The organism is Nocardioides marmoriginsengisoli (genome assembly GCF_003725695.1).
Lineage (GTDB): Bacteria > Actinomycetota > Actinomycetes > Propionibacteriales > Nocardioidaceae > Marmoricola > Marmoricola marmoriginsengisoli.
Window position 1 is genome coordinate 135,744 of record NZ_RJSE01000009.1, and the last position, 21,904, is coordinate 157,647.

General features: G+C 70.2%; 18 protein-coding genes and 1 tRNA gene. 12 read left to right on the forward strand and 7 right to left on the reverse strand.

The window, feature by feature from the left end:
• Window positions 1–9: 9 nt before the first annotated feature.
• Both EFK50_RS19350 and EFK50_RS19355 read left to right on the forward strand, forming a co-directional pair.
• Window positions 10–639, forward strand: a complete 630-nt coding sequence (locus EFK50_RS19350; protein ID WP_123229231.1) for a nitroreductase family protein — start codon at window positions 10–12, stop codon at window positions 637–639.
• A gap of 131 nt (window positions 640–770) precedes the next feature.
• Window positions 771–1,436 carry a class F sortase gene (locus EFK50_RS19355; protein ID WP_183407924.1) on the forward strand — a complete coding sequence of 222 codons (666 nt, stop codon included), beginning with the start codon at window positions 771–773 and terminating at the stop codon, window positions 1,434–1,436.
• A gap of 13 nt (window positions 1,437–1,449) precedes the next feature.
• Here EFK50_RS19355 and EFK50_RS19360 read toward each other — a convergent pair whose 3' ends face one another.
• The 3 genes from EFK50_RS19360 to hutH are packed head-to-tail and all read right to left on the reverse strand — an operon-like array spanning window position 1,450 to window position 5,445.
• A complete protein-coding gene (locus tag EFK50_RS19360; protein WP_123229233.1) occupies window positions 1,450–2,139 on the reverse strand; it encodes a DUF4064 domain-containing protein in 690 nt (229 codons plus the stop codon).
• A gap of 34 nt (window positions 2,140–2,173) precedes the next feature.
• Complete coding sequence (gene hutU / locus EFK50_RS19365) at window positions 2,174–3,877, reverse strand: urocanate hydratase (RefSeq protein ID WP_123229234.1); 1,704 nt, start codon at window positions 3,875–3,877, stop codon at window positions 2,174–2,176.
• Window positions 3,874–5,445: a histidine ammonia-lyase gene (gene hutH / locus EFK50_RS19370; RefSeq protein WP_123229235.1), complete on the reverse strand. Its 1,572-nt coding sequence runs from the start codon at window positions 5,443–5,445 to the stop codon at window positions 3,874–3,876. The genes hutU and hutH overlap by 4 nt, the downstream gene beginning before the upstream one ends.
• Window positions 5,446–5,594: 149 nt before the next feature.
• Between hutH and EFK50_RS19375 the strand changes: the two genes are divergently transcribed.
• Window positions 5,595–6,770: an MFS transporter gene (locus EFK50_RS19375; RefSeq protein WP_246004245.1), complete on the forward strand. Its 1,176-nt coding sequence runs from the start codon at window positions 5,595–5,597 to the stop codon at window positions 6,768–6,770.
• 142 nt (window positions 6,771–6,912) lie between these two features.
• Window positions 6,913–7,584: a pentapeptide repeat-containing protein gene (locus tag EFK50_RS19380; protein WP_123229237.1), complete on the forward strand. Its 672-nt coding sequence runs from the start codon at window positions 6,913–6,915 to the stop codon at window positions 7,582–7,584.
• Between the two features lie 4 nt (window positions 7,585–7,588).
• Here the strand turns inward: EFK50_RS19380 and EFK50_RS19385 are convergent, their stop codons facing one another.
• A complete protein-coding gene (locus EFK50_RS19385; RefSeq protein WP_123229238.1) occupies window positions 7,589–7,900 on the reverse strand; it encodes a DUF1905 domain-containing protein in 312 nt (103 codons plus the stop codon).
• A 66-nt stretch (window positions 7,901–7,966) separates the two neighbouring features.
• Between EFK50_RS19385 and EFK50_RS19390 the strand changes: the two genes are divergently transcribed.
• From EFK50_RS19390 to EFK50_RS19415, 6 genes are all read left to right on the forward strand, one after another.
• Window positions 7,967–8,719 (forward strand): IclR family transcriptional regulator, encoded by a 753-nt coding sequence (locus tag EFK50_RS19390; protein ID WP_123229239.1) that lies wholly within the window; start codon window positions 7,967–7,969, stop codon window positions 8,717–8,719.
• Window positions 8,720–8,868: 149 nt separating this feature from the next.
• Window positions 8,869–11,433, forward strand: coding sequence for a hypothetical protein (locus tag EFK50_RS19395; RefSeq protein WP_123229240.1), 2,565 nt, complete (start codon window positions 8,869–8,871; stop codon window positions 11,431–11,433).
• Between the two features lie 168 nt (window positions 11,434–11,601).
• The gene (locus EFK50_RS19400; protein ID WP_123229241.1) at window positions 11,602–14,427 is read left to right on the forward strand and encodes a heterodisulfide reductase-related iron-sulfur binding cluster; all 2,826 of its coding nucleotides are present in this window, start codon (window positions 11,602–11,604) and stop codon (window positions 14,425–14,427) included.
• A gap of 157 nt (window positions 14,428–14,584) precedes the next feature.
• Entirely contained in the window at window positions 14,585–16,582 is a 1,998-nt protein-coding gene (locus EFK50_RS19405) for a CocE/NonD family hydrolase (RefSeq protein WP_123229242.1), read from the forward strand.
• A 66-nt stretch (window positions 16,583–16,648) separates the two neighbouring features.
• Window positions 16,649–17,173 carry a toxin-antitoxin system HicB family antitoxin gene (locus tag EFK50_RS19410; RefSeq protein WP_123229243.1) on the forward strand — a complete coding sequence of 175 codons (525 nt, stop codon included), beginning with the start codon at window positions 16,649–16,651 and terminating at the stop codon, window positions 17,171–17,173.
• A 28-nt stretch (window positions 17,174–17,201) separates the two neighbouring features.
• The gene (locus EFK50_RS19415) at window positions 17,202–18,017 is read left to right on the forward strand and encodes a DUF4097 family beta strand repeat-containing protein (RefSeq protein WP_123229244.1); all 816 of its coding nucleotides are present in this window, start codon (window positions 17,202–17,204) and stop codon (window positions 18,015–18,017) included.
• A gap of 247 nt (window positions 18,018–18,264) precedes the next feature.
• Here EFK50_RS19415 and dcd read toward each other — a convergent pair whose 3' ends face one another.
• Window positions 18,265–18,840 carry a dCTP deaminase gene (gene dcd / locus EFK50_RS19420; protein ID WP_123229245.1) on the reverse strand — a complete coding sequence of 192 codons (576 nt, stop codon included), beginning with the start codon at window positions 18,838–18,840 and terminating at the stop codon, window positions 18,265–18,267.
• Between the two features lie 34 nt (window positions 18,841–18,874).
• Here dcd and EFK50_RS19425 point away from each other — a divergent pair, with 34 nt between their 5' ends.
• Window positions 18,875–19,654 carry an SGNH/GDSL hydrolase family protein gene (locus tag EFK50_RS19425; protein ID WP_123229246.1) on the forward strand — a complete coding sequence of 260 codons (780 nt, stop codon included), beginning with the start codon at window positions 18,875–18,877 and terminating at the stop codon, window positions 19,652–19,654.
• A gap of 16 nt (window positions 19,655–19,670) precedes the next feature.
• Here EFK50_RS19425 and EFK50_RS19430 read toward each other — a convergent pair whose 3' ends face one another.
• A complete protein-coding gene (locus tag EFK50_RS19430; RefSeq protein ID WP_123229247.1) occupies window positions 19,671–20,636 on the reverse strand; it encodes an FKBP-type peptidyl-prolyl cis-trans isomerase in 966 nt (321 codons plus the stop codon).
• Window positions 20,637–20,686: 50 nt separating this feature from the next.
• On the reverse strand, window positions 20,687–21,649 hold the full coding sequence (locus EFK50_RS19435) for an FKBP-type peptidyl-prolyl cis-trans isomerase (RefSeq protein ID WP_123229248.1): 963 nt from the start codon (window positions 21,647–21,649) through the stop codon (window positions 20,687–20,689).
• Window positions 21,650–21,815: 166 nt separating this feature from the next.
• On the opposite strand from EFK50_RS19435, the gene EFK50_RS19440 reads away from it, so the two are divergent.
• Window positions 21,816–21,891 (forward strand) — tRNA-Gly (locus tag EFK50_RS19440).
• Window positions 21,892–21,904: the final 13 nt, after the last annotated feature.

Here is a 21,904-nt window from a genome sequence, read left to right on the forward strand (position 1 = left end):
CTCGACCCTATGCAACTCCAAGAGGTGATCGACCGCCGCCGGATGGTGCGCAACTACGCCGACCGACCGGTCGACCGCGCGATCGTCGACCGCGCCCTGCGCAACGCCACCCACGCGCCGAGCGCCGGCTTCACCCAGGGCTGGGGCTTCCTGGTGCTCGACACCCCGGCGGACGTGCGGCGCTGGTGGGCGACCACCACCGACGCGGAGGCGCTGGCCTCCCCGGACCCGTGGCTGACCGGGATGATGCGCGCGCCGGTGGTGATCGTGCCCTGCTCGAGCAGGTCCGCCTACCTGAGCCGGTACGCCGAGAAGGACAAGGCCCTGGGCCGCCTCGACCGGGCATCGACTGAAGACCCCTGGCCGGTGCCGTACTGGCACCTCGACACCGCGATGGCCGCGCTGCTGATCCTGCAGACCTGCGTCGACGAGGGCCTCGGCGCCTGCTTCTTCGGCATCCCGGGCGACCGGATGACGGCGGTCCGCGACGCGTTCTCCATCGCCGCCGACTTCGACCCGATCGGCGTGATCACGCTCGGCCACCGGGTCGAGGACACCGGCTCCGCGGGGTCGCCGAGCCGCCGGGTGCGCAAGCCGATGGACGACGTCGTTCATCGCGGCAGCTGGGCGAGTTCGTAGCACCTGCCCAGTCGACCGCCCCGGTTCGGCCGGGTCAATCCGCCGGGCCGCGACCTCGTCTCACATCCGAGATGCCACGAACCGGACCCAACTGGTCCGCGGAGGCCCGGGGCCGATCTAGGCTGGGAGGCGTGATCAGCAGGGAGCGCATCGAGAACGCCGTACGCCGCGGCTCGTTGACGGTGCTCATCGCCGCCACCGTCGGCGCCCTGGCCTGGGTGCTCTGGCCGCAGCAGTCGGCCACGCCGAAGACCGAGCCGAACGTCCCGCTCGCGGTGGTCCCGGGCACGGTGCTGAAGGCCAAGGAGTGCGGCGAGCCGGCGACCCGGCCGTTCACCCCGAAGAGCATCACGGTCCGCAACGTCGCCAAGAACGCCGAGGTGCTCGCCCTGCCGCGGGACAGCAACAACGTCCCGCAGGCGCCGCCGATCTCGGCAGCCGGCAAGACCCAGTTCGCCTGGGACGAGCCGACGCTGCCGCCGGGCAGCCCGCGCGGCAACGCCCTGTTCAACGCGCACACCTGGCCCGACGGGACCGCGCTGGGCAACCGCCTGCTCGAGCACCTCCAGGTCGGCGGCAAGATCATCGTGAAGGGCAAGCACGGGGCGGAACTCTGCTACCGGGTCACCAAGCGCACCGTGATCAAGGCGGCTGACGGGTCGTACGAGTACTACGTCAAGGACGGCCCGCCGCAGCTGGCGCTGATCGTCTGCTCGCCGCCCCGGCTCGGTCCGGGGAACTGGCAGAACAGGACGATCTGGTACGCGTCGCCGATCACCGCCGACGACCCGGTCTGACCCGACCCGCTGATCAGTAGTACGTCGGCCCACCCGGAGGCGTCCCCGGCTGGACGGGCGCGAGCTGGTTCTTGCTCTTGTACCACTCGTTCGCACCGCCGGTGAAGAGCAGCACGATCGTGGTGATCGCCGCGATCAGGAACAGACCCGGGAGCAGGACGGTGATCGTGCCGAGCGCGAGCGGGATGATCGCCACCGACGCCGAGACCACCAGCGTGATCCGGCCGCCGTTGCTCCGCCGGTAGGCGAACACCGCGGCGACGATCGCGGAGAGCGACCAGACGAGCAGGATGATGCCGATCACGATCAGTCCGGTCCGGAGGTCGTTCACGTCGAGGTCGCTCATGTCGACGTCGGTGCCGTCCTTCTCCAGCTCGCGCTCGATGTCGTCGAAGAAGGCCTGGTCCATCACCGCGGCGAACACGAACATCAGCGCCGCGAATCCGAGGGACAGCGCGCACGAGATCCAGGTGATCACCGCGGCCGCGGTAACGGTCCCGGGGCGCTTGTCCGGACCCGGCGTCGGGGGCGACCACGCGCCGTACTGCTGCTGGGCGTAGTTGGGCTGCGCGTAGGGCTGGCCGTAGGCGCCCTGCTCGTACGCCGGCGGCGCCGACGGCGTCGGGTAGGCCGGCGGCTGCGCCGGATACGTCGGCTGCTGCGGCGGGACGGGCTGGCCCTCGGGCGGGGTCGGGTCGCTCATGACGGCATTCCACCACGAGCAGGGCGCTCGCGCGCTACCCCTCCGCCATCGGGATCCGGACGCTCCTCGCCGCCGCCACCTCGGCCGCCCGCTCGTAGCCGGCATCCACGTGCCGGATCACGCCCATCCCGGGGTCGTTGGTCAGCACCCGCTCGATCTTCTCGGCCGCCAGCGCGGTGCCGTCGGCGACGCAGACCTGGCCGGCGTGCAGCGATCGGCCCATCCCGACACCACCCCCGTGGTGGAAGGAGACCCAGGTGGCACCGGAGGCGGTGTTGACCAGGGCGTTGAGGATCGCCCAGTCGGCGATCGCGTCGGACCCGTCGAGCATCGCCTCGGTCTCCCGGTACGGCGATGCCACCGATCCGCAGTCCAGGTGGTCGCGACCGATCACGATCGGCGCGGACAGCTCGCCGGACGCCACCATCTCGTTGAACTTGAGCCCGGCCAGGTGGCGCTCGCCGTACCCGAGCCAGCAGATCCGGGCCGGGAGGCCCTGGAAGTGCACCCTCTCCTGCGCCATCCGGATCCACTTGTGCAGGCGCTCGTTGTCCGGGAAGAGCTCGAGGATCGCCTCGTCGGTCTTGCGGATGTCCTCGGGGTCGCCGGAGAGGGCCGCCCAGCGGAACGGGCCCTTGCCCTCGCAGAACAACGGCCGGATGTACGCCGGCACGAACCCGGGGAACGCGAACGCCCGGTCGTAGCCGCCCTTGCGGGCCTCGTCGCGGATCGAATTGCCGTAGTCGAAGACCTCGGCGCCGGCGTCACCGAACTCGACCATCGCGCGGACGTGGGCTGCCATCGACGCCTGCGCCTCCTTGGTGAAGCCCTCCGGGTCGCGGTCCGCGGCGTCGCGCCAGTCCCCGAACGCCACGCCGGCCGGGAGGTAGGAGAGCGGGTCGTGCGCCGAGGTCTGGTCGGTGACGATGTCGATCAACGGGCCGTGGCCGGCCTCGACCCGGTCCTGGTGGCGTTGCAGCAGGGCCGGGAAGATCTCGGCCGCGTTGCCCAGCAGGCCGATCGAGAGGGCACGCTTCTCGTCGCGCGCGGCCAGAGCCAGCTCGACCGCGTGCTCCAGCGAGTCGGCCTGGACGTCGAGGTAGCGGTGCTCGATCCGGCGGGTGATCCGGGACTGGTCGACGTCGACGCAGATCGCGACGCCGTCGTTCATGGTGACCGCGAGCGGCTGCGCGCCGCCCATCCCGCCGAGCCCGGCGGTCAGGGTGATGGTGCCCGCCAACGTCCCTCCGAACCTCTTGTCCGCCACGGCCGCGAAGGTCTCGAAGGTGCCCTGCAGGATGCCCTGGGTGCCGATGTAGATCCAGGAGCCGGCGGTCATCTGTCCGTACATGGTCAGGCCGAGGTCCTCGAGCCGGCGGAACTCCTCCCAGTTGGCCCAGTCGCCGACCAGGTTGGAGTTCGCGATCAGCACCCGCGGCGCCCAGGCGTGGGTGCGCATCACGCCGACCGGCTTGCCGCTCTGCACGAGCAGGGTCTCGTCGTCGGCGAGCGTGGTCAGCGAGCGGACGATGGCGTCGTACGCCTCCCAGCTGCGGGCGGCCTTGCCGGTGCCGCCGTACACGACCAGGTCCTCGGGCCGCTCGGCGTTCTCCGGGTCGAGGTTGTTCATCAGCATCCGCAGCGGCGCCTCGGTCTGCCACGACCTCGCGGTGAGATCGGTACCGCGTGCGGCACGTACGGGCGCCCTTCCGGACGTCGAGCCTGTCGAGGTGCTCACTGGAGTTCTCCGATCACGGACTGGGCGGCGGCCAGGACGGCCCCGCTGCGGACGAGTTCGACGCAGGCCTCGATCTCCGGGGAGAGGTGCCGGTCGGGACCCGGCCCGGCGATGCCGGCGTCGCGCAGCAGCGCGATCACGGCCCCGGTCGCCGGCGACGGCTGCAGCGGCGCCCGCAGGTCGAGGGCGCGCGCGGCGGTGAGCACCTCGATCGCGAGCACCCGGGTGAGCCCGTCGACCGACCGGCGCAGCTTGCGCGCGGCGGACCACCCCATCGAGACGTGGTCCTCCTGCATCGCGCTCGACGGGATCGAGTCGACCGACGCCGGAGCGGCCAGCCGCTTGAGCTCCGAGACGATCGCGGCCTGGGTGTACTGGGCGATCATGTGGCCGCTGTCGACGCCCGGGTCGTCGGCCAGGAACGGTGGCAGCCCGTGGCTGCGGGCCTTGTCCAGGAACCGGTCGGTACGACGCTCGCTGATCGACGCGACGTCGGCGGCCACGATCGCGGCGAAGTCGAGCACGTAGGCGACCGGCGCTCCGTGGAAGTTGCCGTTCGACTCGACCCGACCCTCCTCGGCGAGCACGACCGGGTTGTCGACGGCCGAGGCGAGCTCGCGACCGGCGACGACGCGGGCGTGGTCGAGGGTGTCGCGGGCGGCGCCGTGCACCTGCGGCGAGCAGCGCAGCGAGTAGGCGTCCTGGACCCGGTTGCACTGGGTCCCATCCTCTTGGGGCCCTCGGTGCGAGGCGACGACGCCGGAGTCGCGCAGCAGCGCGACCAGGTTCGCCGCCGAGGCGGCCTGACCGGGATGCGGCCGGATCGCCTGCAGCTCCGGCGCGAAGACCCGGTCGGTGCCGAGCTGGCCCTCGACCGACATCGCCGCCGCGATGTCGGCGGTCCGGAGCAGCAGGTCGAGGTCGGTCAGCGCCATCACCAGCATCCCGAGCATCCCGTCGGTGCCGTTGATCAGGGCCAGGCCTTCCTTGGCGACCAGCTCGACCGGTGCGAGCCCGGCGGCGGCCAGCGCGTCGGCGGCCGGCACCAGCGCCCCGGCCGCATCCCGCACCATCCCCTCGCCCATCAGGGCCAGCGCGCAGTGCGCGAGCGGCGCCAGGTCTCCGGAGCAGCCGAGCGAGCCGTACTCGTGCACGACCGGGGTGATCCCGGCCGACAGCAGCGCCGCGATCAGCTCGGCCGTCCCGACCCGGACCCCGGTGCGCCCGGTCGCCAGCGTGGAGAGCCGGAGCAGCATCAGCGCCCGGACCACCTCGCGCTCGACCTCGGGACCCGAGCCGGCGGCGTGCGAACGGACCAGCGACTTCTGCAGCTGCGCGCGCATCTCGGTCGGGATGTGCCGGGTGGCCAGGGCGCCGAACCCCGTCGAGATCCCGTACGTCGGCGTCTCACCCCCGGCGAGCCGGTCGACCACCTCGCGGGCGCGCTCGATCGCCAGCCGGGCGTCCTCGGTCAGGGCCACGGGTGCACCGTCGCGAGCGACCTTGATCAGGTCCTCGAAGGAGATCGGGCCGACGCCGACCTGGACGGCGGGAGCAGCGGAAGTCATGCCTCCATTCAAGGTCGGCGCAGCCGGATCGAGAACCACCCGAACGCCCGGACCCGTCTCACATCCGAGACGCGTCGGGAGACGCATCTCACCGGCCACGGGCCAAGATTTCGGCTCTCGCCGGTCTCGGCACGCCTAGCGTTCCGAGGGTGACTCCCCAGCGCCCGCGCCCCTGGCTGATGCTCGGGCTGTCCACGCTCGGGCAGTCCGCCAGCTCGGCCGCGGTCAACGGGCCGGCCTTCCTGATCCCGGCGCTGCACCATGGCGGGCTCAGCCTGGCCACGGCAGGACTGATCGCCGCCGCCGCCATCGCCGGCAGCACCTGCACCCTGGTGCTCTGGGGCGCGGTGGTCGATGCGAGCGGCGAGCGGTTCGTCCTGGTCAGCAGCCTGGCGTCCTCGGCCCTCGCCCTGGCGGCGGCCGCCTGGTTCCACGAGAGCACCGTCCTGCTGGGGGTGTTCCTGTTCCTGGCCGGAGCGGCCTCCGCGGGGACCTCGTCGGCCAGCGGGCGGGTCGTGGTCGGCTGGTTCCCGCCGCGACGCCGCGGCACCGCGATGGGCATCCGGCAGATGGCACAACCGATCGGTGTCGGGCTGGCGGCGATCGCGATCCCGGTCATGGCCGACCTGCACGGTATCGGCGCCGCGCTCGCCGTACCGGCCGCCTTCGCCGCGGTCACCGCGCTGGCCTGCTGGGCCTGGGTGCTCGACCCGGCGCGACCACCGCGCCCGGCGGACGTCGCCGCGGAGAACCCGTACCGCAACAGCACCTACCTGACCCGGATCCACGCGGTCTCGATCCTGCTGGTCATCCCGCAGTTCACGGTCTGGACCTTCATGCTGGTCTGGCTGCAGGTCGGACGGGACTGGAGCCCCGGAGCGGCCGGAGCGCTGGTCGCGGCGGCCCAGGTCCTCGGCGCCGTCGGCCGGATCGGCGCCGGACACCTCTCCGACGTCGTCGGCTCCCGCACCCGGCCGCTGCGCTGGGTGGCAGTCGCCGCCGGGCTCACCATGCTCGCCGTCGGCGTCACCATCCGGCTGGACTGGTCGGTCGCCGTCCCGCTGATCATGCTCGCCACCATGATCACCGTCGCCGACAACGGCCTCGCCTTCACCGCGGTCGCCGAGCGTGCCGGCCCGTTCTGGTCGGGTCGCGCGCTCGGCCTGCAGAACACCGGCCAGTACCTGACCGCCACCGCGGTCCCCCCGCTGATCGGCCTCCTGATCCCGCTCTGGGGGTACGGCGTCGCCTTCGGACTGACCGGCCTCTTCCCCCTCCTCGCCGCCCCCCTGGTCCCCCGCGACGAAGCGGACCTCGACACCTAGCCGACCCCGTCGAGTGGGCCCTTGTCGTCCGTCGAGTGGGCCCTTGTTGTCCGGCCAGTGGGCCCTTGTCGTCCGTCGAGTTGTGACGGGCCCTTGCGGTAGAAACGTCCCGCCCCGACCGACCAGATCTCCAGGACGTCTCATGCCCCGACCCGCACGCCGTACGACGATCGCCCCCGCCTTCGACCAGATCATCCTGGGCGACCTCCGACCTGCAGACGCCAGCGAGCTCTCCGACGGCACCGTCATCGACGGCCTCCAGTTCGACGAGATCACCGTGGACGAGTGGCGGGTCGATGCCCGCACCGGCCTGGAGTCCTCGCTGTTCCGCGGGGTCGTCGCCGATCGCTGGGAGATCCGCGGCGCCAAGGTCGCCGAGACGATCGTGGAGCGCGGCGACTTCACCACCACCTCCGGCGGCCGAGCCCGGATGCGCGACGTCGAGGTTCGAGACAGCAGGTTCGGGGCCGCCGAGCTCTTCGGGTCGAAGCTGAACAGCGTCCGGTTCACCCGCTGCAAGCTGGGCTACGTCAATCTGCGTGCAACCGAGCTGACCAACGTCGCGTTCGTCGACTGCACCATCGAGGACCTCGACCTGATGGAGGCCGTCGCGGACCGGGTCGCGCTGAGCGGCTCGCGGATCGGGGCCCTGCACCTGACCGGTTCCACCCTCACCAACGTCGACCTGCGCGGAGCCGACCTGACCGAGATCGTCGGTCTCGACCATCTGCGCGGCGCGACCATCTCCACCGACCAGCTGATGGCGCTCGCGCCGGCGATGGCCACCGGGATGGGGATCCGCGTCGAGGACTGAGCCGCTACTCCGCGCTCGTTCGCAACGTCACCAGGCAGGGCTCGCCGTCCTCGAGCCCCTCGGCGAGACGGACGGCCTTCTTCACCGGGAGCACGAAGCAGCCGGACTCCTTCTGCGGAAACACGGAGGTGCGCCAGGCCGTCGCACCGATTCTCGCCTCGACCCGGACGCTGCCGAAACCCCGCGGCGGCCCGGCCTCCATCCGCAGGTCCGCCGACGCGTCCTCCGGCATGGTCACGAAGTACCAGGACGCCGGCGCGCTGTCGCTCTGCCACTGCCAGAGCTCAGCCTCGAATTCGTACGACTCCGCTTCCATCGCACCAGCGTCGCACCTCGCTCCGACATCACCCGGGTCTCGGATCCGAGGCCGTAGGCTCGGCCCATGAGCCAGGTGCCGGCCGCGACGAAGGCGATGCGCGTCCTGAAGTTCCTCGCCAGCCAACCCGACCCGGTCCCGCTCGAGCGGGTGATGCGGGCCTGCGAGCTGCCGCGTTCCACGGCCTACCACCTGATGACCGCGATGGCCGAGGAAGGCTTCGTCACCCATCTCGCCGACGAGCGGCGGTACGGCCTCGGGGTCGCCGCCTTCGAGGTCGGCAGCGGCTACGCCCGCCAGGCTCCGCTGCAACGCCTCGCCCGGCGCCCGCTGGCGACCCTGGCCGACCGGGTCGGCGAGTCCGCCCACCTGGCGGTCCCGCACGGCCGCGACGTTCTCTACGTGATCGAGGAGCGCGCTCCCGGCCGGCCGCCGCTGATCACCGACGTCGGCGTCCGGCTGCCCGCCCACCTCACCGCCAGCGGCCGCGCGATCCTGGCCGAGCTGCCCGCCGCCCAGGTCCGTGCGCTCTACCCGGGCAAGGACGCGTTCGTCGCCCGGACCGGCGTCGGCCCGACGACCCCGGCAGCCCTGCGGACGATCCTGGTCGAGACCCGGCAGCGCGGGTACGCCGTCGAGGACGGCGAGGTGTCCCCCGGGCTGGCGTCGATCGCCGTACCGGTGCTCGATCACAACGGCCTGCCGCTGGCCGGCCTCGCCGTGACCTACCCGGTCGACGGCAGCGCCGACGTCGCCGCGATCGCCGCCGCCGTCCGGGCCACCGCGCAGACCTTGAGCCGGCGCGTCAGCGGCCACTGACCGACGCGCCGAAAACCTTCCGCAGCCGATCGATCCGCCCTAACCTACTGAGCGGTAAGTTCCCTCGACTCGGGCCGTGACTCGGACCGTCGCGTCGTCGTTGGGCATCACAGCAGTACTCACCGGGGGCAGTAAAGGGATAGGTCTTCATGCGCGGAAACTTCCGGCTCGCCCTCGTGGTGTGCGTCTCCATCGCCGTCCTCGCGGCCACCTTGGTCTACAACCGTGCCGGCAACGACAGCGGACCGAGCCAGGCCGACGAGCTGAAGAAGTCGTACGCCGCCACGACGGCCAACACGGCCGCGAAGAAGTCCGACACCGTGATGAACGCCGACGGCACCCACTCGCACGACCCGGGCGCGCCGCCGCACGACGACAACGACCCGAAGACCAAGAACTCGGTCTCCCGCTCGGCTCCGACGACCGACGCCGACACCGCCGACCCGACCACGCCGCTGCAGGCGGCCCGGCACGCCGGCTCCGCCGCCCAGCAGCGCAACGAGAAGGCGGTGCCGCTGCGGAACGTGGCGATCAACCCGCCCCAGCCGACGATCCCGAGCAACCGGTACAACCTCTTCAACGCCTGCTACGGCCTGAAGTCCGCGAGCAGCGGCCGGTGGCTCACCGGCTTCGGCCCGACCTTCACCGGTGCCGACGTGAACGCGGCCGCGCCCTTCTACTTCAAGCCGACCGCGCTCGGCCGCTACCTGCTGTACACCAAGTCCGGCACCTACCTCGGCGGCAACAAGTCCCGGGCGACCTTCGGCACCAAGCCCGGGCCGGCCGTCGACTGGACCGTCACCCAGGTCGGCGCGCAGCGGTTCCGGCTGTTCCTGGCCGACAACGGCTACCTCTCCGCCGGCCCGAACGGCCGCGCCGTCTTCCTCACCAGCCCCAACGCCAGCTCCGACCTCACGCCGTACAAGCGTGGCGGGTGCACGGCGTTCCCCGAGATCAGTACCAACGTCGTCGGCAACCCGGCTGCCGGTGTCACCAGCTTCCAGGAGACCCGCGGCACCGTCGACGCGCACACCCACGGGATGGCGTTCGAGTTCCTCGGCGGCGAGCTGCACTGCGGACGGCCGTGGTCGCCGTGGGGCGTGACCGTGGCGCTCAAGGGCTGCGAGAACGTGAACTCGGTCGGCAGCGGCGTCGTCGAGTCGTTCCTCTCCGGCGAGGTCAACGCCGACCCGGTCGGCTGGCCGACGTTCAAGAGCTGGCCGGCCCCGGACGCACTCGCCCACGAGGGCACGTACTACAAGTGGATGGAGCGCTCCTGGCTCGCCGGGCAGCGACTGCTGGTCAACCTGCTCGTCGAGAACAACCAGCTCTGCATGCTCTACCCGATCAAGCGCAACTCCTGCGACGACATGGCCTCGCTGCGGCTGCAGGCCAAGGACATGCGGTTGATGGAGGCCTACATCGACGCCCAGCACGGCGGCCCCGGCAAGGGCTGGTACCGGATCGTCACCACCCCGGTCCAGGCCCGCCAGGTGATGAACCAGGGCAAGCTCGCGGTCGTGATGGGGATCGAGACCTCGGTCCTCTTCGGCTGCCACACCCGCCTGGGCCGCGCGACCTGCACCGAGGCGTCGATCGACAAGCAGCTCACCGCGGTCCGCAAGATGGGCGTCACCCAGATGGAGCTCGTCAACAAGTTCGACAACGCGCTGGCCGGCGTCGCCGGCGACTCCGGGACGACGGGCTACCTGGTCAACGCGGCCAACATCCTGGAGACCGGGTCGCCGTGGCGGATGACCACCTGCGCCCCGAACGACCCCGAGGTCCACGACAACGACCAGTCCAACTCGATCCCGATCCCGGCGCAGGACGGCCTCTTCGGAGCGATCCTCAAGGTGCTCCCCAAGAAGATCGCGGACACCCTGCCGGCCGTCCCGATCTACCCGGCCAAGCACCACTGCAACACCCTGGGACTGAGCGGGCTCGGTGCCTACACGATCAAGTCGATGGCGAAGCGGCACATGCTCTTCGACCCGGACCACATGAGCGTCAAGGCACGGAAGCAGTCGCTGAACCTGATCGACAAGATCAACTACCCGGGCGTCGTCTCCAGCCACTCCTGGTCCACCCCGGACGCGTACCCGCGGATCTACCAGGAGAAGGGCTTCATCACGCCGTACGCCGGCGACAGCACCGGCTTCGTGGCCAAGTGGAAGCGGCACCTGACCTGGGCGAACCCGCGGACCTACTGGGGCTTCGGCTTCGGCGCCGACATCAACGGCCTCGGCGCGCAGGGCGACCCGCGCCCGGGCGCCTCCAAGAACCCGGTGAAGTACCCGTTCACCGCGCTCGGCGGCGTGAAGGTCTACCAGCAGGTCAGCGGCCAGCGCGTCTACGACATCAACAAGGACGGCGTCGCGCACTACGGCCTATACGCCGACTGGATCGAGGACCTCCGGAAGATCGCCGGACCCAACATCGTCAAGGACATGTACCGCGGCCCGGAGGCCTACCTGCAGACCTGGGAGCGCGCGTACGGCGTGAAGCCCGACGCCTGCACCAACCCGTCGGTGAAGCGCTCCAAGCGGTGGATCAAGAGCCACGTGCGCCGTGGCGCCGGCTGGTGGAAGGTGGTCTCGACGGTCGGCCAGCCGCACCGCCGCCTCGCCCAGAAGTTCACCTACTGCACCACCAAGGGCGCGCTCACGATCACGTTCACCAAGAGCGGCCGGGTCTCCGCGATCAAGGGCTGACCGCCGGCCCGGAGCATTTCCGAGACGGCGAAGTTACCCGAGAGTAGCGTTTCTCACACGACCTGCGGGTGCGGTGCATCCGTGCGGGGCAATAGTCTGTGCCCGACTACACGCACGCTTCCTCAATGTTGTGACCGGCCGAGCGCCGGAAGGTTGGAGTGACTCCCCTTGGACACCAAGCTCACGCTCATCCTGGGCCTGATCCTGAACATCGTGATCCTGCCGCTCGCCCTGAAGCGGGTGATCTTCCTGGTGCGGCTGATCACGGGGGGCAAGCCGGCCCCGGACCGCATCGTCGGTGTCACCTCCCGGGTGAGCAAGGCGCTGAAGAACCAGCTGGTCGAGGTCCTCGGTCAGAAGAAGCTGCTCAAGTGGTCGATCCCCGGCATCGCGCACTCCTTCGTGATGTACGCGTTCCTGATCCTCGGCACCGTGTACGTCGAGGCGTACGGCATCCTGCTGTCGACCAACGCGCACTGGAAGATCCCGCTCGTCGGCGACTGGTGGATCCTCGGCTTCGCCCAGGACCTGATCGGCGTGCTCTGCCTGGTCGGCCTGCTGACCTTCGCGATCATCCGCTACAAGAACCAGCCGGCGAAGCTCGGCCGCAAGTCCCGGTTCAAGGGGTCGCACACCGGCGGCGCCTGGGTCGTCCTGATCATGATCTTCAACGTCATCTGGACGATGTTCCTGTTCCGCGGCGCGGCCGCCGCGGCGGACAACCTGCCCTACAGCAGCAGCTCGGCGTTCTTCTCGCACGCCATCGGCAACGTGATCAACTCGATGGGCCTGCACCACGGCGACAACGGCCTGGAGATCCTCGAGGGCGTCGGCCTGCTGCTGCACATCGGGATCATGCTGGTCTTCCTGATCATCGTGCTGAACTCCAAGCACCTGCACATCTTCGTGGCGCCGATCAACATCATGTTCAAGCGCCCCGACGGCCCGGTCGCGCTCGGCGCGGTCAAGGAGATGATCTCCGACGGCAAGGCGATCACCCTCGACGACGTCGAGGACCTCGACGAGGAAACCGTCCTGGGCATCGGCTCGATCGAGGACTTCTCGTGGAAGGGCCTGCTCGACATGGCCAGCTGCACCGAGTGCGGCCGCTGCCAGTCCCAGTGCCCGGCCTGGAACACCGAGAAGCCGCTCTCGCCGAAGATGCTGATCATGAACGCGCGCGACCACGCGTTCGCCAAGGCGCCGTTCCTGATGACGCCCGAGGACAAGCGCAGCGAGCTGCCCGCCGAGGTCCTGGCCGAGGCCGAGCGCCCGCTGGTCGGCGTCTCCGAGGGTGAGTACGCGTGGCACCCCGAGGGCGGCGCGATCATCGACAACGACGTGCTCTGGTCCTGCACCAACTGCGGCGCCTGCGTGAACCAGTGCCCGGTCGACATCGAGCACGTCGACCACATCATCGACATGCGCCGCTACCAGGTGCTGGTCGAGGCGAACTTCCCGGCCGAGCTCAACGGACTTTTCAAGGGCCTGGAGAACAAGGGCAACCCCTGGAACATGAACCCGAACGCCCGGATGGAGTGGGCGCAGGGACTCGACTTCGACGTGAAGGTCGTCGGCGAGGACGTCCAGGACCTGACCGAGGTCGACTGGCTGTTCTGGGTCGGCTGCGCCGGCGCCTACGAGGACCGGGCCAAGAAGACCACCCGCGCGGTGGCCGAGCTGCTCGACATGGCGGGCGTCTCCTTCGCCGTCCTGGGCAACGGCGAGACCTGCACCGGTGACTCCGCTCGCCGGGCCGGCAACGAGTTCGTCTTCCAGGCGCTCGCGCAGCAGAACATCGAGACGTTCAACGAGCACAAGGTCAAGAAGGTCGTCTCGACCTGCGCGCACTGCTTCAACACGTTGAAGAACGAGTACAAGCAGTTCGGCATCGAGCTCGAGGTCGTGCACCACACCCAGCTGCTCAACCGTCTGGTGCGCGAGAAGAAGCTGACCCCGGTCGCGGCCCCCGGCCCGACCCGCAAGATCACCTACCACGACCCCTGCTTCCTGGGCCGTCACAACCAGGTCTACTCGCCGCCGCGCGAGCTGCTCCAGGTGATCCCGGGCTCCGAGGTCGTCGAGATGCCGCGCAGCGCCGAGCGCTCCTTCTGCTGCGGCGCCGGTGGCGCCCGGATGTGGATGGAGGAGACCATCGGCGAGCGGATCAACGTGAACCGCACCGCCGAGGCCGTCGAGACCGGCGCCGACCAGATCGCCGTCGGCTGCCCGTTCTGCCGCACGATGCTCGAGGACGGCCTCACCAGCGAGCAGGACGCCGGCCGCGCCGGTGAGAACGTCGAGGTCCTCGACGTCGCCCAGCTGCTGCTCGCGTCGGTCAAGGGCGAGGGCAAGAAGGAGAAGGCCCCGGCCGCGAAGAAGGCTCCCGCCGCTCCGGCTGCGCCTGCCGAGCCGGCTGAGGCTCCCGCGGCTGCTCCGGCCGCCGGTGGATCGCTCTTCGACTCGGCCCCGGCCGCACCCGCCGCTCCGGCTGCCGGCGGATCGCTCTTCGACACCCCGGCGGAGCCTGCCGCTCCGGCCTCGGGCGGATCGTTGTTCGACACTCCGGCCCCAGCCGCTCCGGCCGCCGGCGGATCGCTCTTCGACACTCCGGCCCCGGCCGCTCCGGACGTCGAGCCTGTCGAGACGCCCGCACCCAAGGCAGAGACCGCACCCAAGGCCGACCTCGGCTCGGGCGGATCACTCTTCGACGTAGCCCCCACCGAGGCCGCACCGAACGTCGAGCCTGTCGAGACGCCCGCACCCAAGGCAGCGGCTGCACCCCAGGCCGACCTCGGTTCCGGGTCGCTCTTCGACATCGCCCCCGCCGAGCCGGCCACGACCCCCGTCGCCGAGCCGGCTGCGGAAGCAGAGGAGCCCGAGGCGGAGCCCGAGCCCGAGGAGAAGCCGGCGCCCCCGGCCAGCTCGGGCGAGGCGCACCAGCCGAAGACCGACACCAAGATCCCCGAGGGCGGATCGCTGTTCGACCTCTGATCGACCGAACACCACGAGGGCCGTTCCTGCCACCCGGCAGGGGCGGCCCTTCGGGTTTTGAGACTCCCGTCCGGCACCCCCGGCAGTTGTTACCGTGCCGTAACTTGCGGCCGGGAGAACTCGTTGAACTCCCGACACAACGGGAGGAAACCCTCAGATGCACGCGCTCACCAAGCTGACGACCGCAGCCGTCGCCACCCTGGCGCTGACCGGCGGCTCGATCGCCGCCGTCGCCGTGGCCAAGCACGGCGGGAGCGACTCGCCCGCGAGCGCGGGTGCGCCCCGGGCGACGACCGAGACGAGGACTCCCGCCAAGACCGACAGGACCGCGGCGGACGCGAAGGCACGCCGCGGCGCGGCGAAGGGCTCGACCTCCCGGCCCGGGAAGGCGGCCGCGAGGACGGGCGCCTGGAAGGCACGCGGGGTGCAGTACCCGAAGACGGTGACCATCCCGAACCTGCCGATCAAGATGGACGACGGCGTCCTTCTCCGCGGCGACCTGATCCTCCCCGCCGACGCCGCCGGCAAGGCGATCGCGAAGAAGTTCCCGGTCATCGTGACCATCACGGCGTACAACAAGGGCGTCCAGCAGTACGCCGGCGGCCTGGCCGGCGGCGCCCCGGAGTACCTGGTCCAGCGCGGGTACGCGCAGCTCACCGTCGACGCCCGCGGCACCGGCACCTCCGACGGCCAGTGGTGCGCGTTCTGCACCCGGGAGAACCGCGACGGCGCCCTGGTCATGGAGTGGGCGCACCAGCAGCCGTGGAGCAACGGCAGCACCGCGATGGCCGGGCCGTCGTACATGGGCATCGCGCAGATGTTCGCCGCGGCCGGTCGCCCGGCGGGCTTGAAGGCGATCTTCCCGCAGGTCCCCGCCGCCGACGTGTACCGCGACGTCGTCGCTTCCGGCGGCCAGCTCGACGTCGGCTTCATCCCGCTCTGGCTGGGCCTGGTCACCGGCACCGGGCTGATCCCGCCGACCACTCCGCCCACGGACCTGAGCCCGCTGAGCACACTGGTCCAGCACCTCGCCGGCGCGGGCAACTTCACCGTCCCGCTGATCCTCAAGGCGTTCACCGGCGGCGAGGCGGCGTTCGACGGCGACTTCTACAAGCAGCGCTCGCCGATCAACGTGGCCAGCAGGATCCAGGTGCCGACGTTCTTCGTCTCCGGCGAGTACGACCTGTTCCAGCGCGGCACGCCGTTGCTCTTCGAGAACCTGGCCAAGCGCGGCGTCCCGGCCAAGATGATCATCGGGCCTTGGAACCACCTGCAGGCCTCCGGCGGTGGCGAGGTCGGCAAGGCCGGGCTGGGCTCGCTCGACGAGCTCAAGCTGCGCTGGTTCGACCACTACGTGAAGGGGGTCGCGGACCCGTCGCTGGATCGCGACATCCCGCCGATCACGTACTACGAGCAGGGCACCGGCGCATGGAGGTCGGCGTCGTCGTGGCTGGGCAACCGGAAGGCGGTCAGCTACCGGCTCTCCGGCACCTCCCGGACGGCCTCGACCGCCGGCGCGCTGACCACCGGCGCCGTCACCGCGGGCACCTCGTCGGTCTACCCGGTTCCGGTCTCCGGCCTCTGCACCCGCTCCACCGACCAGTGGACGGCAGGCCTGCTCGGCAGCTTCCCGGGCAAGAACCCCTGCTTCACCAACAACAAGCTCAACGACAAGTCCGGCGTCGTCTTCCGGACCGCCCCGGTCACCAAGGCCGTCGCGCTGCAGGGTCCGATCAACGCGCGGCTGTACGTCTCGAGCAACAGCGGCGACGGGATGCTGTCGGTCGCCGTCGAGGACGAGGCACCCGACGGGACGGTCTCCCGGTACACCGGCGGCTGGCAGGTGATCTCGCACCGGGCCCTGGACAAGAGCAGGTCGCGCTACCTGGACGGGCAGCTGATCCAGCCGTACCACCCGTTCACCAAGGCGGCGAAGGCGAAGCTGGCCAGGGGCGCGATCGCCCCGGTCGACGTCGAGATCTTCCCGACCGGCGGCAAGATCCTGCCCGGCCACCGGCTGCGGATCGCCGTCCAGGCGTTCGACGTACCGCACCTGTCGCCGATCCTCCCGGACCTGCTGAGCACCCTCACGGTGATCAAGATCCACAACTCGGCCCAGTACCCGTCGATGCTGACGATCCCGGTGGTGAAGTAGTCCACCGCCAGGCGTGACATCAGAAAGATGTTGACATGACACCACAGTGATGTCACTGTGGTGCACATGGACATCACCCCGTACGTCGACCGGCTGCGCGAACACCTCGCCCAGTCCGCTGCTGCCGGCGACGAGCACATCCAGGCCGCCGCCGAACGGCTCGCCCTGGCCCTCGACCCCAGCATGCGCCTGGCCCTGATGGAGGCGCTCTCCCAGGCCGCCGCCGAGATCACCACCGAGATGCGCGCCGGCTCGGTCGACGTACGGCTCTCGGGCCGCGAGCTCGAGTTCGTCGTCGCCCACCCCGCGCCGGCCGAGGAGCCGATCGCACCGAGCGCGGCCGAGGACGACGAGAGCGACGCCGCCACCGCCCGGATCACGTTGCGTCTCCCCGAGGGCGTCAAGTCCCGGGCCGAGGAGCTGGCGGCCAAGCACGGCAGCTCCCTGAACACCTGGATCGTCAACGTGCTGCGCACCGCCACCCGCGAGAGCGGCATCAACATCGACATCGACCTCTCCAGCTTCCCGCTCGACGGCTTCGGCCCGGGCGGCAAGGGCCGCGGGAGCAAGCGCATGACCGGCTGGGTCTGAGCCGGTGCCGACACCACGAGGAGGAGTCATGAGGAAGACCTTCACCACCCCCGAGCCGGTGAACCTGTACGTCGAACTCGGGTCCGGGCAGCTGGCCACGATCTGCGCCGACGTCACCGAGGCGGTCGTCGAGATCGACGGATCCCGCGCCGAGGAGTTCGTCGTCGAGCAGAACGGCAAGCAGCTCGCGGTCGTCGCACCGCGCGGCCGGTTCTTCGGCCACGGGGACGCGCACCGGGTCCGGATCACGGTCCCGAACGGCAGCGCGCTCGTCACCAAGACGGGTTCGGCGGACACCACCTCCTCCGGCACCCTCGGCTCGGTCAAGATCAAGACCGGCTCCGGCGACGTCGAGGTCGAGCGCGCCGACGGGCCGGTGGTGATCGAGACCGGCTCGGGTGACGTCAAGGCGGGTGAGCTCGCCGGCGCGGTCCGGATCAAGAGCGGGTCCGGCGACGTCCAGCTCGGTGACGTGCACGGCACCACCGGCATCTCCACCGGCTCCGGCGACGTGGTCCTCGACCTGGTCCACGACACCGTGGTGATGAAGACCGGCTCGGGCGACCTCCAGGTCAACCGCGCCGAGGCGGACCTCTCGCTGACCACCGCCTCCGGCGACGTCACCGTCGGTCACGCCCTGCGCGGCAAGGTGACCGCGAAGAACGTCTCCGGCGACGTCCGGGTCGGGATCTCGAGCGGCACCCCGGTCTGGACCGACATCAGCACCGTCACCGGTTCGGTCGCGAACCGCCTCGACAGCGTCGGCAAGCCCGCTGAGGGCCAGGACTACGTCGAGCTGCGGGCCAGCACCGTCAGCGGCGACGTCCACCTGCAGCAGGTCTGAGGGGAGGCGACATGTGGACCAGCACCGAGAAGGACGAGCCGGCCAACGTGGTGATCACCGCCCGGGTCCGGCGCACCACCCCGAGGATCCCGGAGCAGCGCCGGTGATACGCCCGTTTCACGGTCGTTGGCGGACCGGACTGCGCGCACCGCACCACCTCTCGACTACGCGGGTCGCCGAGCTCGACCCTCGCTTCGGTGCTCGCCGCTCGATGACCGTCTGATCAAGGCCGCTGCCGCGTCCTTGATCAGATCTTGGTTCGGTGGAAGTTCGCGTAGGACTTCGACGGTGTCGGTCCTCGCTGACCCTGGTACCGGGAGCCGTACTTCTCCGAGCCGTACGGGTGCGCCGCCGGCGAGGACAGCCGGAAGAAGCAGAGCTGACCGATCTTCATGCCCGGGTAGAGCTTGATCGGCAGCGTCGCGACGTTGGCCAGCTCGAGGGTCACGTGACCGCTGAAGCCGGGGTCGACGAAGCCGGCGGTGGCGTGGGTCAGCAGGCCCAGCCGGCCCAGCGAGGACTTCCCCTCGACCCGGGCGGCGATGTCGTCCGGCAGGCTGACCACCTCGTACGTCGACCCCAGCACGAACTCGCCCGGGTGCAGGATGAACGGCTCGTCCCCGTCGGGCTCGACCTCGCGGGTCAGGTCGGACTGGTCCGCCGCCGGATCGATGTGCGGGTAGCGGTGGTTCTCGAACACCCGGAAGAAGCGGTCCAGCCGGAAGTCGATGCTGGAGGGCTGGATCATCGCCTCGTCGTACGGTTCCACCTGGATCCGTCGGGATTCGATTTCGGCGAGGATGTCGCGGTCTGAGAGCAGCACGCGAGCACGCTACCGCGCCTCGTAGGGTGACTCCATGCCGTTCCATCGTTACGTCGCTCTGGGCGACTCGTTCACCGAGGGTGTCGGCGATCCCGCACCCGGGCGTCCCAACGGTCTCCGCGGGTGGGCCGACCGGGTCGCCGAGGTATTGGCGACGCAGCCCGGCGCGGAGGGATTCGGGTACGCCAACCTGGCGATCCGGGGCCGCAAGCTCGAGCCGATCATCGCCGACCAGATCGAGCCGGCGATCGCGCTCGCGCCCGACCTGGTGTCGATCCACGCCGGAGCCAATGACGTGCTCCGGCCCCGCGTCGACCTGGACGCGCTGGCAGCGACGTACGACGACGGGGTCTCGCGCCTGGCCGGGACCGGCGCCCGGGTGGTGCTGTTCACGATCTTCGACCCCGGCAGCAGCGGGATCTACGCGGCGCTGCGCGGCCGGATGGCGATCTTCAACGAGCACGTCCGGGAGATCAGCGACCGGCACGGGACGACCCTGGTCGACATGTGGCGGATGCGCGACGGGGACCACGCCGAGGTCTTCGACACCGACCGGATGCACCTGAACGCCTACGGCCACCAGTACATCGCGTTCGCGGTGCTCGAGGCGCTCGGCGTCGCCCACGACGTCGCACAGCTCCCCCGGCCGACGCTGCCGTCGCTGTCGCGGCGCGAGCGTCTGGAGTCGAACGCCGCCTGGACCCGGGACTTCCTCGGACCGTGGATCCACCGCCGGCTCACCGGCCGTTCCTCCGGCGACTCGGTCTCGGTGAAGCGGCCGACGCTGGCGCCGATCACCCCGTCCGAGAGCTGAGGCCCGGCCTCAGGGCCTAGCCGACGGTCTTGGTCGCCTGGATCTCGATCACGAAGACCATCGTCTGACCGGCGAGCGGGTTGTCGCCGGTCTCGCCGTACCCGAGCTTGGGCGGGATGCTGACGATCAGGCGCGCCCCGGCGCGCTGGCCGACGATGGCGGCGGTGAACCCGGGGACGAACTGGTTCGCCGGGAAGCTGATCGGCACCTTGCCCTTGCCGTAGGACTCGTCGAAGACCTTGCCGGTCTCCCAGTTCATGCCCTTGTAGTTCAGCGTGACGGTGTCGCCCGCCGCGACCTTGGCGCCGGTGCCCTTCTTGATCACCTGCACCTGCAGGTCCGCGGGCGGCTCCCCACCGGGCAGCGTCACGACCGGCGACTTGCGCCCGTCGAAGGTGACGTCCGGCGCGTCCGTCCACTCGGTCGGCTTCGGCGGCGTGTACTTCTCGACCACGTCGGTCACGATCACCACGGTGTCGGAACCGGCGAGGTCGGCCTGCGGGTTCCCGGCGTCGCCGAAGATGTCCTTCGCCTGCACCGCCGTGACCACCCGTGAGCCGATCGGGACGCACTCGAACGACGCCTGGAGGCTCTTGGAGATCTCGGCGTCGCCGACCGTGAACTTCTGGGTGCCGGCGACGACCGACTTGCCGTCCTTCCCGCTGAACATGCTCAGCGAGACGTTCAGGACGGCGTTCTTCGGCGGCGTCGCGCCGTCACCCTTGGTGACCACCGAGCGCTGCAGCGACGAGGCCTTGAGCGGCCTGGAGAAGGTCGCGGTGACCTCCTTGCCGAAGTCGCCCTTGACCTCGACCGCGTCGCTGGCGGCTCCGGACTTGTAGCCGCAGCCGTTGCTGACCGGATCGCCCGTCGCGGCCGGACCGTCCTTCTTGTCGTCACCGCCGCACCCGGCCACCGAGAGGGCCAGGACGACGAGCGATGCGATCGGAACCATCCGTCGCGAGGTCGGGGTGCGCACCATCAGGGCCTCAGTTCGGTGTACGGCGGGACGTGGACAGCGTGCCGGGAGGGCTACTTGTTCAGCTCGACCTTCGGCGGGTTGGAGCCGTCGAACTTCACGCTCGGAGCGTCCTTCCACTCACCCGGGGTGAGCGGCTTGGCGATGTTGAGGACGTCGGTGACCAGGACCAGCGAGTCCTTCGCCTTGATGCCCGCCTGCGCGTTGCCGGTCTTGCCGAACAGCGCCTTGGCGGGGAACGCCGTCGCGACCCGCGAGCCGATCTTCACGCACGAGATCCCGGCCTGGTACTGCTTCGGGAGCGCCGCGTCGCCGACCTTCAGGGTGACCTGCTGGCTGTCGATCTGCTTGCCGGTACGACCGTTGTAGATGCTGAGCACCACGTCGAGGCTGTCACCGGCCTTGGTCACGGCACCCTTGCCGGCGGTCATGATCGTCCGCTGCGTGCCGGGCGCGTTCAACGGCTTCTTGAACGTCGCGTTCGGGACCTTGCCGAAGGCGCCGGCCGCCTTGATCGCGTCGCTGGACGAGCCGGACTTGAAGTTGCAGTCGTTGGTCAGCGTCGCGGCCTTGGTGCTCTTGATCTCGACGATGAAGAGCAGCGAGTCGGTGCCCTTGATCCCGGCCTGGGCGTTGCCGGTCTCGCCGTACCCGTACTTCGGCGGAATGCTGACCATCACCTGCGAGCCGACCTTCTGGCCGACGAGCGCCGCACCGAAGCCGGGGACGACCTGGTCGGTCGAGAAGGTGGCCGGCTGCTTGCCGTAGCTCTCGTCGAAGACCTTGCCGGTGTCCCAGTTCGTGCCCTGGTAGTCGACGGTGACCGAGTCGCCGGTGCCGACCGTCGCGCCGTCACCCTCCTTGATGACCTTCAGCACCAGGTCGGTCGGCTGCTTGACCTCAGCCTTGTCCGAGCTGTCTTTCGAGTCGCTGCCGCAGCCGGCGAGGACCAGGGCCAGGGCCAGGGCCAGCGCCGCGACCGGAAGAAGGCGGCGAGAAGTACGTGAACGGAACATCAGAGTGACTCGTTTCCCAAGGAAGTACGGCGGACGACTCGCGGTGGAGTCCGGGACAGTCTGCCAAGAGAACCCAAGTGCGTTCACAGGAACCCCGGGACTGCCCGGTGATTCCCGTACCCGCGTCGGCTACGATCTCTCTTCGTCGCCGGTTCGCCGTCGACGTGCGGATGTAGCTCAGCTGGTAGAGCGCGACCTTCCCAAGGTCGATGTCGCGAGTTCGAATCTCGTCATCCGCTCCACGAATCCCGCTCT

Coding starts and splice junctions, on each gene's coding strand:
- EFK50_RS19350 (WP_123229231.1), top strand. CDS start 10: ATGCAACTCCAAGAGGTGATCGACCGCCGCCGGATGGTGCGCAACTAC.
- EFK50_RS19360 (WP_123229233.1), bottom strand. CDS start 2,139: ATGAGCGACCCGACCCCGCCCGAGGGCCAGCCCGTCCCGCCGCAGCAG.
- hutH (WP_123229235.1), bottom strand. CDS start 5,445: ATGACTTCCGCTGCTCCCGCCGTCCAGGTCGGCGTCGGCCCGATCTCC.
- EFK50_RS19380 (WP_123229237.1), top strand. CDS start 6,913: ATGCCCCGACCCGCACGCCGTACGACGATCGCCCCCGCCTTCGACCAG.
- EFK50_RS19385 (WP_123229238.1), bottom strand. CDS start 7,900: ATGGAAGCGGAGTCGTACGAATTCGAGGCTGAGCTCTGGCAGTGGCAG.
- EFK50_RS19390 (WP_123229239.1), top strand. CDS start 7,967: ATGAGCCAGGTGCCGGCCGCGACGAAGGCGATGCGCGTCCTGAAGTTC.
- EFK50_RS19395 (WP_123229240.1), top strand. CDS start 8,869: ATGCGCGGAAACTTCCGGCTCGCCCTCGTGGTGTGCGTCTCCATCGCC.
- EFK50_RS19405 (WP_123229242.1), top strand. CDS start 14,585: ATGCACGCGCTCACCAAGCTGACGACCGCAGCCGTCGCCACCCTGGCG.
- EFK50_RS19410 (WP_123229243.1), top strand. CDS start 16,649: ATGGACATCACCCCGTACGTCGACCGGCTGCGCGAACACCTCGCCCAG.
- EFK50_RS19415 (WP_123229244.1), top strand. CDS start 17,202: ATGAGGAAGACCTTCACCACCCCCGAGCCGGTGAACCTGTACGTCGAA.
- EFK50_RS19425 (WP_123229246.1), top strand. CDS start 18,875: ATGCCGTTCCATCGTTACGTCGCTCTGGGCGACTCGTTCACCGAGGGT.
- EFK50_RS19430 (WP_123229247.1), bottom strand. CDS start 20,636: ATGGTGCGCACCCCGACCTCGCGACGGATGGTTCCGATCGCATCGCTC.
- EFK50_RS19435 (WP_123229248.1), bottom strand. CDS start 21,649: ATGTTCCGTTCACGTACTTCTCGCCGCCTTCTTCCGGTCGCGGCGCTG.